The 12,767-nt window shown below is 47.0% G+C and carries 8 protein-coding genes; 1 reads left to right on the forward strand and 7 read right to left on the reverse strand.

What is annotated here, in order from left to right; genetic code table 11:
• Window positions 1-66: 66 nt before the first annotated feature.
• The 4 genes from AC27N8_RS12605 to AC27N8_RS12620 all read right to left on the reverse strand — a co-directional run bounded on the left by AC27N8_RS12605 (window position 67) and on the right by AC27N8_RS12620 (window position 5,766).
• Window positions 67-1,587 (reverse strand): glycosyltransferase 87 family protein, encoded by a 1,521-nt coding sequence (locus AC27N8_RS12605; protein ID WP_487067482.1) that lies wholly within the window; start codon window positions 1,585-1,587, stop codon window positions 67-69.
• A 254-nt stretch (window positions 1,588-1,841) separates the two neighbouring features.
• Window positions 1,842-3,062 (reverse strand): cytochrome P450, encoded by a 1,221-nt coding sequence (locus tag AC27N8_RS12610; RefSeq protein WP_487067484.1) that lies wholly within the window; start codon window positions 3,060-3,062, stop codon window positions 1,842-1,844.
• A gap of 300 nt (window positions 3,063-3,362) precedes the next feature.
• Complete coding sequence (locus AC27N8_RS12615) at window positions 3,363-4,085, reverse strand: response regulator (protein WP_487067486.1); 723 nt, start codon at window positions 4,083-4,085, stop codon at window positions 3,363-3,365.
• Complete coding sequence (locus AC27N8_RS12620; protein WP_487067488.1) at window positions 4,078-5,766, reverse strand: ATP-binding protein; 1,689 nt, start codon at window positions 5,764-5,766, stop codon at window positions 4,078-4,080. Before AC27N8_RS12620 ends, AC27N8_RS12615 begins: the two co-directional genes overlap by 8 nt.
• Before the next feature lie 1,073 nt (window positions 5,767-6,839).
• Between AC27N8_RS12620 and AC27N8_RS12625 the strand changes: the two genes are divergently transcribed.
• Window positions 6,840-8,066 carry an ammonium transporter gene (locus AC27N8_RS12625; protein ID WP_487067925.1) on the forward strand — a complete coding sequence of 409 codons (1,227 nt, stop codon included), beginning with the start codon at window positions 6,840-6,842 and terminating at the stop codon, window positions 8,064-8,066.
• A gap of 136 nt (window positions 8,067-8,202) precedes the next feature.
• Here the strand turns inward: AC27N8_RS12625 and AC27N8_RS12630 are convergent, their stop codons facing one another.
• The 3 genes from AC27N8_RS12630 to AC27N8_RS12640 form a co-directional block, all read right to left on the reverse strand.
• Complete coding sequence (locus AC27N8_RS12630) at window positions 8,203-9,846, reverse strand: hypothetical protein (RefSeq protein ID WP_487067490.1); 1,644 nt, start codon at window positions 9,844-9,846, stop codon at window positions 8,203-8,205.
• A 117-nt stretch (window positions 9,847-9,963) separates the two neighbouring features.
• Window positions 9,964-10,974: a hypothetical protein gene (locus AC27N8_RS12635; protein ID WP_487067492.1), complete on the reverse strand. Its 1,011-nt coding sequence runs from the start codon at window positions 10,972-10,974 to the stop codon at window positions 9,964-9,966.
• Between the two features lie 339 nt (window positions 10,975-11,313).
• Window positions 11,314-12,552: a cytochrome P450 gene (locus AC27N8_RS12640; protein ID WP_487067494.1), complete on the reverse strand. Its 1,239-nt coding sequence runs from the start codon at window positions 12,550-12,552 to the stop codon at window positions 11,314-11,316.
• Between the last annotated feature and the right edge of the window lie 215 nt (window positions 12,553-12,767).

The raw sequence follows: 12,767 nt of genomic DNA on the forward strand, positions 1-12,767 counted from the left end.
CGCTGCCATATCTGCGTGTACTCTGATCGTTATGACTCAGACTGAAAACGAGAAGTGTCCTTCCATTTATACAGTTCCATCAGAGGATAGTTTTTGAGATGATGTGGCGTTGATGGCTGTGGATGTGGTTTCGTTATCGAAATCACCTTCTGGTTTTAACACTTTCTCTTTAAAGTCAGGGAAGAGTGTAAAAATTAAATTTGTGAACGTAATGATTGTGACAACGAGGACGGCAAAGGCGACCAGTCCCAGGCCCACGATGGCGCTATTATAGAAGTAGGGCGCGTAGCTGAGCAATGAGCATAGTTGTACAATGATAGCGATGTAGAAAGAACGCGGAAAGTAAAACGCGTAGATGATCGAGACCACGTCGGCCAGATAGAAGTAGCGATCATGCATCTCGGGCAGCAAAAATGGAATCGCCAGGGCCAGGGTCAGCGTGATTTTTATGATAATCTCTGATGTGAGTGGTATTTTACTGGTCCAGACGAGAATTCCGACTGCCAGTACTACCAGACCAGCAAGTAGGATACCGGCATATTTCCAGTAACCAGTTGAGTCTGCTGTTATCCATTGATAGAAACTAGGCGCATTGTAGGTCAATTTTGAGGATGAAAAGCCGTTGCCTCCACCTCCACCATTGCCAGTGAACCCACCTCCACCAGGGCCTCCCTGTCCGTTGAACTGTCCAACACCTTCGGGACGCTCGAACGCGCCAGGGCCTCCCTGCCCATTGAACTGTCCAGCGCCTTCGGGGAGTTCAATGCCGCCAGGGCCTCCTTGTCCATTGAACTGCCTATTCTCTCCTGCTCCAGTCACACCAGTGCGGCCGGTCGTGAATTGTGTAGCTGTGCCAGCGCCACCTCCTCCTGTGGAGATCTGCTCGGCGTAGACGCTGAGGACGCTGCCGACGCTTCGTCCGGCTATCAGGGTGGGGACGAGGAGGATGAAAAAGATCGCTGGTATCAGCACAAGATATTGCGCGAGATCTTTCAAAGCGACCTTTCTTTTGATTAGCACAATGAGCAGGACTGGCAAAAAGAAGATGGCCTGGAGCTTGAATGAAATGGCTAACCCAAAGAAAGCACAGGCCCATCCATTGCGATCTTTGAGCAGGAAGTAAAGACTGCCCAGACAAAATGAAGTATAAATGGCATCGCACTGTCCCCAGGCAGAACTATTGATGAAAATAGTTGGTGCAAAGAGGAGTACGAGTGCTCCTATAAATGCTGCATAGGAGCGTTTATACTTCAAGCTGATAATCAGATAGGTAAAGATGGCTAAGACGAAATCAAAGACAACTGAAATACTCTTGAGGGCGATCAGTTTCGGTATCGGGGTGTAGGTCATCAGCGTAATGAAATAGAGATACGGTGGATTGTAGTTGTAAAAATTGTCTTTGAGTGCGGCAAAGCCGCCGTTACTTTTGATGTAGTCATACCACTGGCTGATGAAAAATGTATAGTCGCTGGTCGTCACATGATAAAATGTGATCCGTAATGCCAGGGCTCCTAGCAGCAAAAGACCAAGCACAGCATATATAAGTGTATGTAAATTGAAGCCAATGCTTTTCTCTCTTGAAAGCATAGTTACCTCCATGTATATTGGTTGTTAGTAAGCGCAGCTCAGGAGCAAAAGTATCCCTTTCCATTCTATTGCTACAGCTATTGATTATAATGTGCTAATATCAAAAACCTATCAATGAAATGTAAAAAAGATCTAAGATTTTAAATGAGGAGCGAGATAGCAGGGGGCAAAAGAGCAGAGAGCCAGCATCAATTAGGCGATGACCTAATTGATGCTGGCTCTCTGACTGCCAATAATAACGATCTATCAGAATATTACGCTGTAAATATAGCGGGTAAGCGTTTGAAACCGAACAAGATACGGCTATCCTGGAGTTCAAGCGGCTCTTTGTGGTCGATGTGCATGTCAGGGAACTGTTCGAGGATCATGGGAAGAGCGACCGCAGCTTCCAGACGTGAGAGTGGAGCTCCAATGCAGAAGTGGATACCGTGCCCAAAGGCGATGTGCCGGTTGGGGGTGCGCGTGATATCGAACTGTTCTGGATTGGGGAATTGTTCTTTATCACGGTTGCCGGAAGCTAACCATGAGAAGATGATTGAATCGGCTGGAATTGTGGTACCAGCGATGTTTACATCTACTTTGGTGGTTCGGACGACACGCCAGACCGGTGAGGAATAGCGCAGGACCTCTTCTATGGCTTTCGGCATCAGTTCTGGTTGTGCCTGGAGCTGTGCTCTGGCTTCTGGATGTTGATCAAAGTTAAAGAGTGCCTGTTGCAACAGATTCGTGGTGGTGATATGTCCGGCCAGGAGTAGTAAGACGCAGAAGCTGATGACATCATTGACCTCTAAGCGCTTGCCATCGATCTCCGCAGCCTGGAGCTCGGTCATCATATCCTCGCGAGGATGCAATTGACGATCTTTCAGCATCTCTTTAAAGTAGCTGCTCATCTCCTGGAAAGATTGGCGTGTGCGCTGTACATCTACGTTGGCTTCAATGTCTGCGGTAGGCTTGAAGATATCTGCGTCGCTGAGTTGTCTGGAGAGAAGCGAGTCCGCCCACTTTTTGAAAAGTGCTCGATCTGTGGTTGGAACACCGAGCATCTCTGCAATCACTATCGTTGGCAGTGGATAGGCGAAATCGGCTACGATATCCATCGAGCCGTTGTCGCGCACCTGATCAAGGAGGTCCTGCACAATCTCTTTGATACGTCCAGAGAGCCGCGCAAGCGCGTGCGGTGTGAAGGATGGCGAGACCAGGTTGCGATATTGACGGTGATCGGGTGGATCCATCGCAATCAGGCTGCGACCGGAGTCCTCGGGACGGAGAATACGATTTTGACGACGTTCAGACGAGAAGGTTGTCGAGTCCGTTAAGACGCGAGAGGCATCACTATAGCGAAACACGTGCCAGCAGCCGCTGCTTTCATCGAACCAGGCTGGCTGATGGGCACGCATATGGTCAAACCATTGATAAAGTTCCTGGACATCTTCTAGCGTGGAGAGCTGTTCGGGTGCGCGTGAATTTCTTAACATGGCTATTCCTCGGTGGATGTGGAAGTGTACTCCGTGGAGTGCAAGCGTTAAATGATCCTGTAGTAGCGTGTTTTTACAGAAGTAGCATTATTCTTTCTTACTACTTTATCTCTCTCGTCTCTCAATTAGAGATGCTGAGACGAGATGTAAGAAAAGAGGGTATTTACTTTTAATGCGTACTACTTATTTTTCATGGTAGCATAAGCATCTTGATGGTGTCAAGCTATGCTATGTTATTCCATGACGTGTTGGATCTGCACTAGAGGTGCTACGAGAATATATCATTACGTATGGATGTATTTATTCGTTTTCTTCAACTTCAAGGCTGTCTGCGAAGCAATAGCCTACTCCTGAAATGGTACGGAAGAAGCGTGGGTGGGCGGGATCCAGCTCAAGCTTCCGGCGCAGATGGGCGATGTAGACGTGTAAGTAGTTGGCCTGGGCGCTTTCTTCTTCTCCCCAGACCTGTTTTAAGAGCATACGTTGTGTGAGTACTTTTCCCTGGTTGCGCAAAAATATCAGCAGCAGGTTGTATTCGATGGGTGTAAGTTTGATCTCTTTGTCGTGGAGCTGGACACGATGTTGGGCAGTGTCGACGAGGAGGGGTCCGAGCGCAAATGTGACGGCACTTTCCGCCGGGGTGAGGTGTTCGGCATGACGTAGCGCGACGCGCACACGTGCCAGTACCTCATCGATGCCGAAGGGTTTGGCAATATAATCATCTGCTCCGGCGTCGAGCACTTTGACCTTTTCGCGCTCTTTGTTGCGTACCGAGATGATGATGATCGATGGCAGTTGAGAGCGGGCGCGCAGTTGTTTGCAGACGTCGATGCCGCTGAGGCTGGGGAGGTTGATATCTAAGAGGAGCAGATCAGGATGCTGCTCTTCCGCGATTTGCAAGGCTTCCTTGCCATCGAACGCTGTCAGGACCTCGTATTTCTGTGCAACCAGGCTCTTTTGGAGGATACGAACGATTTCATGTTCGTCATCAACAATTAGAATACGGGCATTCCGTTTACTCATCGATTAAAATTCCTTCTAATGGTGCATATGGAAGTGTGAAGGCAAAAATTGCGCCACCGTCAGGATTGGTTTCAACCCAGATACGTCCCTGATGGGCTTCTACAATAGCACGACAGATTGCTAATCCTAATCCCAGCCCCGAGATGTTTTCGTTCACGGTTGGATTGAGACGATAGAACTTTTCAAAAATATGCTCGTGTTCCGCTTCCTGGATTCCAGAACCTCTATCTACTATACGTACGAGGAGCTGAAATTCCTCAACTAAAACCTGAATTGTGATAGTGGTCTCGGGTGGAGTGTAACTTACGGCGTTAGTGATTAAGTTTGTGATCACCTGATCAATCAGAACGACGTCGATGGCGACCAGCGGGATCTCTGCGGGCATCTCGACTTTGATCTCGCGTGGCTGTAAATGTGGCTGCATGCGCAATAGGACGTCATACACAAGCACATCGAACTCGTACCAGACAGTTTGTGGCTGGAGTGCTCCTGCTTCAATGCGCGACATATCAAGCAGATTTTCGATCAAGCTGTCCAGCCAATCGCTCTCGCGCTCGATAGTATCCAGGAAGCTCTGCTCGGTCTCGCTACGTGTAGTTGTCTGGCGCAGCAGGCTCTCGGTGGCAGCCTTGATCGTTGTGAGTGGCCGCCGTAGATCGTGCGAGACCGAGGTGAGCAGGGCGGAGCGGAGCTTTTCGGTCTGCTGGAAGATCTGAAGTTGGACCCGCTCCTGGCGTAGCTGTTCCTGTTGAATAACGGTGATAGCGTGCTCCAGCAGGGTGGAGAAGAAGACTTGTGAGGCCGATGATGGATTGTGCGTCTCGGACCAGAATTGTTCATAGGTGTCTGGCGAGTTTACATAGAGTCGCAGGCGCAAGATTCCTTTCACGTCGTTATCAACTTGCAATGGGATCAGGCGCGTGCAGAATGATGTGTAGATCTGTTGTTTCTTGAACGTCAGCAGATCGTGAAGTTTGCGTGGGGCTGCATGTTTGTGCAATCGAACCATGCCGGGTTCGTATAATGTGATACTACGATGATGTTGATTGACCCAGAGCAGGGCACCTTCTTCACTCAACGGTAAATAAGCTTTTTGGCTGGTGCTTGCTCGCGAGGCAATGGCGATAAAGTTGTCGGTAGCGTCGGGCAGTAAAAAGAGGCATTCTTGAAGCCCGAATGCGGAAAAGACCTCTTCAAAATAGCCTGCAAAGAGGGCTAACTGTTTTTCTAATGTCTCTTGCCGATTGAGTGCCTGCGCTAGCTGGTAGAGCAATTGCGCATTGCGCTCTTTTTGTATCCCTTCTCTGATCTGATGACGTAGCGCTGTGGCAAGATAACTGGTAAGAATCGCACTGAAGAGAAAGATTAAGAGTCCCAGAATATCTTCAAATTTGGATGCTTGAAAACTACGCGCTGGCGGAATGAATAAGAAGTCGAAGAGAAAGAAGGCGAGGAATGATGCCAGCAAGGCATCATAGATACCTCTCAGGGTGGCGTATGTGAGAATAAGGACGAGATAAAGCAGCAAACTATCAGAGATATGCGTGGAGATGTGTAGGATCGCTATGATAAAGGTCAGGATAAAGATGCTGGCACAGACGAGTAGGCTCTCTTGAATATACCACTTTCCATCAAGCTCCTTTTTGATCAGGAACCATGGTAGTGGCAATTGTTGACTCATATCTTCTCCTTAAACCTGATGCATGCGTGTCGTAAGATCATATTTCTATGGTGAAGTATAGGAAGTGTAGCTACTTTCGTCAATATCACGTTGTTAATGTCATCGATCTATGTAGATAGAGTATCTATGACTCATCATTATGTAAGTACAGCTGAGTGATGTAGAAAATTCAGCATGCAGCGTGCACTCCATTATTTTCGCTCTAGAGCGAGAGCCTTTTGGTTGCATATACCTCTATTCATGCCTATCGGTGCATAGAAGAATTATACTGGCTGATCAATAGTTATAAATACGGTATTTGAAGCAAGCGGCCGTAGAAAATACTGTATAATATGCACATACGTGGTATGTTTTTCATAAATATTTCCCAAATTATCCACCTATTTACTTAAAATATATTGAAATTATGGTAACATATTCTTAAAAAATTCTTAAAAAATATTCATTTATGTGCACTATGCACAAAAAATTACCGTTGTTTTTTGAACAGATTAGCCGTAGGAAGATCAGAGGTAATGGCTCTATACTTGGCTTATAAAGAAACAGGCAATCACGATAAAATCAATGTTGATTTTTCCTCTCACCAATGCTGCTCACTAGTGCTTTTATCGACAGATAATTGTATACCTATGTAAGATCCGCCTTTCTTTATTCAGCCGAAATAGGAACAAGACATCAAGGTGTAAAGATCTCAGACTCACCTCCTTTAAATCATATGTCCTCTTTTGTGGAGGTCAGATGGTATGCTCATCCGGCTCACAGGCACAACAGGCCAGTTTTGGCTGCGAGCCGGATGGGATGTAAAGGATGAGGAGGTCGTAGAAGCTGGTCCTCCCGATGGATCTGCATTTTTCTTATCTAGAGTAGAATGGGTAGAACAGTACACCGAGAAAGAGAGTAATTGCATGGTTACGACCGAGATTCAATCTCCTTCAGCTGAACAGGAAGTCACACGAGCGAGCAAGCGTCCTTTTATTATTCAAGTCATCATTTTATTGGCGTTAGGGGTTCTGATAGGTGTTGCGTCCAAGTTTTTTGCGGGCGCATCGGCAGGTGATTTCGATGCCAAGTCAATCAATTCTGGCGATACCGCCTGGGTTTTGACTGCTGCCGCTTTGGTCATGCTGATGACTCCGGCTGTTGGCTTCTTCTATGGGGGAATGGTCTCTAGCAAAAACGTTGTGAGCGTTATCAAGCAGAGCATTGTTATTCTCGGGCTGGTCAGCCTTCAATGGGTTGTGATTGGATACAGTCTGGTCTTCGGCAAAGATACAGGTCTGGGGCTGATCGGTGGCCTGGATTTCTTCGGCTTACGCGGCGTTGGTTTTGCTCCGAATGCCGATTATGCAGGCACGATTCCTCAGTTGGCCTTTATGGTTTTCCAGGGCATGTTTGCCATTATCACCCCGGCACTCATCATTGGTTCCTTTGTCGAACGTATCCGCTTCCGTACACTGGTTGTATTTGTCCTCCTCTGGAGCACGTTGGTCTATGATCCGATCGCGCACTGGGTATGGGGTATGGGTGGCTGGTTGCATAGTCTGGGAGCATTAGACTTCGCTGGTGGTACTGTCGTCCATATTAGTGCTGGTTTCGCTGGTCTGGCTGCGGCGATCGTGGTAGGTAAGCGCCTGGAGTATAGACAAGGGACACCTGCTACTGCGAATAATGTTCCTTTTATTCTGTTAGGGGCTGGACTTCTATGGTTCGGCTGGTTCGGCTTCAATGCAGGAAGTGCATTAGCAGCATCTCCGCTGTCAGTCAGCGCCTTTGTGGTCACAAATACGGCCGCAGCCGCAGCCGCTTTGACCTGGATGGTGCTAAGTTGGGCTCAACATAAGAAGCCGAGTGCAACCGCAACCGCAACGGGTGCTGTGGCTGGATTGGTCGCTATCACACCGGCCAGTGGTTTTGTTGGCCCAATGGCAAGTATTGCGATAGGCATCCTGGCTGGTCTTGTCACGTATCTCATGCTCATGCTCCGAGGCAAATATACACGTATCGACGATACCCTCGATGTCTGGGCTGCCCATGGCATGGGTGGAGTCGTTGGTGCCTTGTTGACAGGTGTCTTCGCCGAAAAAGCAATCAATAGCGCTGGCAATAATGGCCTGCTCTTTGGAAATCCTGGTCAATTTCTCACGCAGCTTCTCGCAGTAGTTGTCAGCGTCGCTTACGCCTTTGTTATCACGTTTATCCTCCTCAAATTGCTTACTCCGATGGGCTTGCGTGTACCTAAAGAAGATGAAGAGTTAGGACTCGATCTGGCGGTACATGGTGAAGAGGGCTATCGCTTATAGGTACTGAACGAGCTAAGATCCCTCCTTTGTTGGTTAATCTGGCATGATTCAATGCTGTTGGCGTCTCTGATCATCAGAGACGCCTTCTCTGCGCCTGAAAGATGATGCGCTGTGAGGATGCCTCTCGTTGCATGGCTTAATCTGATAAGAGGTTATCATCGTTACTTTTGGCCAGAAGAGAGACACGATGGGGGTGAGTCAGCCTCTTTCCCGGTATGGATGATGGATCGGGGTGAGTCGGTAAAGAGAACGCCGGCGATGGTAGTGATATCGGTAACGGTTCAGGTGTGAGTGGTGAGCTAATAATTGGGAGTGGTTCAGAGGTGGGTAGTGAATCGTGTGCCAAATTCTGCTGGGGCTTCAAGCCAATGATCTGTAAGAGGTGATGTAACTCCAGTGGTGCATCTACACAGGAGCAGGGAAGAACAAAAGGTATGCTGGTATCGCGATGCTCAAGGACGGTATTGAGATCTCTGATGGCTTTGATTAAATTGTAGGCATACTTTTGACGCTGTTCTGAGCGCATCATACGATCAGCCATAATATTTAAGCCTCTAGCCAGTGGCCAGAGGTCACCGCTCATAATTTGAGCTCGTGCCTGGACGTCCCCATTCGCCAGTCGAGTCTGTATCTCCTTCAAATGAGTTACTCCGGCTTCCAGATTCATCTGACGCCTTTCAACATCCTGATAGACAAGCTCCAATTGCTCAAGTGTTTCTACCTTTTCCTGCATGAGGCGAATATTATCTCGTGCTGTGATGATTTGACGTATGATGACCAGGCTGACTACGATGAAGGTAGCTACAATGAGGACGGGACGCGTTTTTTCTTGTATTGCATCGTCGGAAAGGACGTTAAATGCCAATACCACAAATAGCGAAAAAAGTAGTAGATAAGGTAAAAAAGGAGAGAAATTTAATGTTTTCTCCTTTGAATTTATAATATCTGGCTCATCTCTGAGGTTGTTTCTTGCTCGTCCTGGTAAAAAGCGCCGTAGATAGGCGGCCAGGCCGATGATCATCATGCCAATGGGCCATCCGAGATCGATCCAACTTGCGTCTACCGGCAATCCCATATTCTGTAGCGCATTAAAGGAAAAGTCTGAAGTGGCATAAATGGTCAAGCCAACTCCAACGAGCAACAAGCTAATGCTGCGAGCCTTAATATGATGATTGGAAGCGTGTTCTCTAAGGAGTAAGAAAATGGTACAGCTGAGGAGGGCTATATCAGCCATAGGATAATAGAGTCCCAGAAATTTGCCGAGGAGCGGTTGTTCAGGGCTTTGTGCTAATGGTCCTAAGAGCAGAGACCAGGCGATACTTAATAGAGCACCGGTTGCAATCAGACTGTCCAGGAGTAAAAATGCATGCCTGTTGGTATTCGTGTTGCTTTTGGTGAAGCTTTGAAGCAGGAGCGCTGGAAATGCTAACGGTAAAAAGCTTACATATCCAATATCAGCCAGAGATGGAAAAGGATTTTCACCGTGTGCAATATAATAACGCCAGAAGCACTCACCTATCCCCCAGGCAATGCAGCTCAAGCCGATCAGCGTCCAGGATAATTTTTCATATTTTGTCCATGGCTCTACATTTTCCTCCGGCCCCATAGGAATGTTGATGGAGATAAGTGCCAGGCAACCACCGAGAAATGCTCCCAGGAGAGGCGAGTAGATGCCAAATCTGAGGAGATTATTTCCTCCCACGTGCAAGCCTAAAGTGAGCATCATGAGTAGGCTGATGACGATAATCGATCCAACAACGATACGAATGTGTGAACGCATTGAGTGCCTCCTGATATTCGAAGAGATAAGTGTGCCAACTGCCTTGGGAGGCAAGCAGAAAGAGGTCGAGCGCAGTTACGGTATCGTCCATAAAACGTCTCCGATTGCAAAAATGAATCACACCCTATCTATATGCATTGGCCGTAGAAGATAAGGTGGCGTGATGGGAAAAAGCTTTTTGACATACCTATTGACTCCCTGTGTTTCTGCACCTCCTAGATAGAGAAACTGGATACCATCGCGATAGAGTTGCTGAAAAAAATTATGATCCATCCACTCAGTAATGCCAGGAAATGCTTTTGATGAAACTGCACAGTAGAGACCCATCTTGCCCTCTCCAAGTGCTTCACTTATATACAGGCCGTGGAGTGTCTTCTGCTCGTCATAATAGGCGCAAACTTTGTACCGCTCATCCTTCTGCTTGTGTTGGCTGACCTCGCGGATGATTTGAAGATAACTTTTATATTTGTCTGAATCTGGTGCAAGCAACGTCGAGAAACCTGGCATGTTTTCGATCTGGCTACAATTGTTGCGGAGGCACAATGTAATAGCGTTTTTCTCAAACCTCTTTATTTTTTTAATAAATGAACCAGGTTGCTTATAGCCTTCAGTGGCTGAACCATATAAATCATTCAAATGTAGCATCTGTTCGGGAAACGCTTCTTCTTCTAGCAGCGTGGTAGTAGTGGGATACTGTAGCAACGTTTCATCAGAAGACATTGATGCGGCATGGTGTTGTGTCAAGAGTGGGGTCGTATGGAGGTATTGATAGAGATCCTGGTCTACCTTTTTTAAGATGATTGCGCAATGCATATCATGTTGTATCTTTTGGCATAAAGCGAGCGTCTCTGTGAAGCGATTATTTCCCATAGGATGGACCAGATAGACGGTTTGATTGCGATAGCCAATACCTATCAATACATCCTTTCCTACAAATTTATAGCCGCATGCGCCCTGATCATCTCTGGTGGCACGAAGCATGTAGAGCCAGCTATTGCAGTAGTAGGTTGGCTCTGTTTTGAATACCTCGCGAAAGAGATCAGCATCTGCGGATACTAATCTGGATAGACCCTTTGATGGCATCACCGATAGTGAAAACATATTTGGTTCTGAGATGTGTATATGCACCAATAGATTTCATCCTTTAGCGATATTGTTATTAAAACTATGGGGTTTATTATAGTATGTTTTACTAATAATTTCAATGCGTAACCTGAATAATGATGAGTTTTACATTTTGAATCGAATAGCTTCGGTGTTTTTGTGCTAAACAACGGCGTTACTGTGTGGGTAGAGCAATGCATGCTCATTCTCGCTGTGAGTAAGCAGATTGGCGGATAAAAAAGATAGTGAATAGATTGTCACAAAGGGTGATCTATTCACTATCTACTATCGTCTGTTATCTCCAGTGTCCGCAAAAAGTTTCTCGGTAATAATTACAGTCACTGGGTAAGTCTTGGAGTTGCGTCATGCGTTCTCGAAGGTGATTTTTAGCTTCTGGATACCAAAGAATGCTGAGGCGGCGGGAATGCGTTCTAATGGCACACTGTCGTCGCGCTTGATGTTTTTGAAGCGTTCGAGCATGATTTCCAGTGCGATCTTTCCTTCAAGTCGGGAGAGCGGCGCACCAACACAGAAGTGGATACCGTGTCCAAAACCAACATGACGATTGGGAGAGCGTCTAATGTCAAAGGTATCGGGATCGGAAAATTGAGTCTCGTCGCGATTGGCCGAGCCCAGCCAGGGAGTAATAATCTGTCCAGCTGGTATCTGCTGTCCACCAATTTCGGTATCTTTTGTTGTGATACGTATCAGGCGTTGGACTGGAGAACGGAAGCGTAGCACTTCTTCGATAGCGCCTGGGATCAGTGTACGATCCGCCTGTAGCTGCTCAAGCGCCTGTGGATAGTCGTCAAAGCAAGTGAACGCATTGCCAATGAGATTGGTCGTTGTCTCATTGCCAGCAACCAGTAAAAGAATATAGAAGCTGATGAGCTCGCCTTCGGTAAGATGCTGTCCATCGACTTGTGCGGCCAGCAGAGCACTGATGAGATCGTTTTTTGGCTTTTTTCTGCGCTCATCGGTGATTGCCTTGAGATATTCACTCATCTCGCGTACAGATTGCATGGTTTGACTTTGATCCTGACTAACCACATCATCGGACCAGCGCTTAAACATATCTCGATCGCTAGACGGAATACCTAAAAGCTCGGAAATCACGATTACTGGTAGTGGATAGGCCAGATCTTCAATCAGATCCATATGACCATCGGCCGCAACGTGGTCAAGTTGCTCATGAATGATTTCACTCACGCGGGGCGCAAGATTGGCCACCGTGCGCGGCGTAAATGCCTGCGTGACAAAAGAACGCAGTTGGCGATGGCGTGGAGGGTCCAGGTTAAGGATGCTCGGCTCTCCGGCTTGCGCTTTCTCTTCTTCTGTCAAAGTGCTTGTACGCTGCATAACTTCAGATGAAAAGGTGGCAGGATCGTTGAGAATTTGTTGCGTGTCCGCATAACGGAAGATTTGCCAGAAATCATTTTCGGGGTCATGCAAGATGGGTGTTGAGGCACGCATTTTCTGATACCAGGGAAATGGATTGAGGCTCATGGCTTGTGGATCTAATTTGAATTCACGCCGGGTACGGCCTGAAATTTCAGATTGCTGCTGCTCTTCATCATGGGATTGTTGGATAGAGACGTCCATCAAAAAATCCTTTCGTCCAGGGCTATGTACATGGAATAATTATCTTATCGTCACTATTTCTTTCTATCAAATGAAATACGTTAGATAGTGATGCCATGTTGCAATTATTGCAGTCATTTGAAGGAAAATAAGCTCGTAAGGAAAGAAACGCATAAGCTTTTCTTTTATAGCTGGTTATAGCTCCTGATCTTATGATATCTCATAAAAATCATTTG

The sequence above is a fragment of the Dictyobacter sp. Z7_2 genome (assembly GCF_057551105.1).

Excerpts from the sequence above, each read along its gene's own strand:
- AC27N8_RS12605 (WP_487067482.1), bottom strand. The coding sequence starts at position 1,587 with ATGCTTTCAAGAGAGAAAAGCATTGGCTTCAATTTACATACACTTATA.
- AC27N8_RS12610 (WP_487067484.1), bottom strand. The coding sequence starts at position 3,062 with ATGTTAAGAAATTCACGCGCACCCGAACAGCTCTCCACGCTAGAAGAT.
- AC27N8_RS12615 (WP_487067486.1), bottom strand. The coding sequence starts at position 4,085 with ATGAGTAAACGGAATGCCCGTATTCTAATTGTTGATGACGAACATGAA.
- AC27N8_RS12620 (WP_487067488.1), bottom strand. The coding sequence starts at position 5,766 with ATGAGTCAACAATTGCCACTACCATGGTTCCTGATCAAAAAGGAGCTT.
- AC27N8_RS12630 (WP_487067490.1), bottom strand. The coding sequence starts at position 9,846 with ATGCGTTCACACATTCGTATCGTTGTTGGATCGATTATCGTCATCAGC.
- AC27N8_RS12640 (WP_487067494.1), bottom strand. The coding sequence starts at position 12,552 with ATGGACGTCTCTATCCAACAATCCCATGATGAAGAGCAGCAGCAATCT.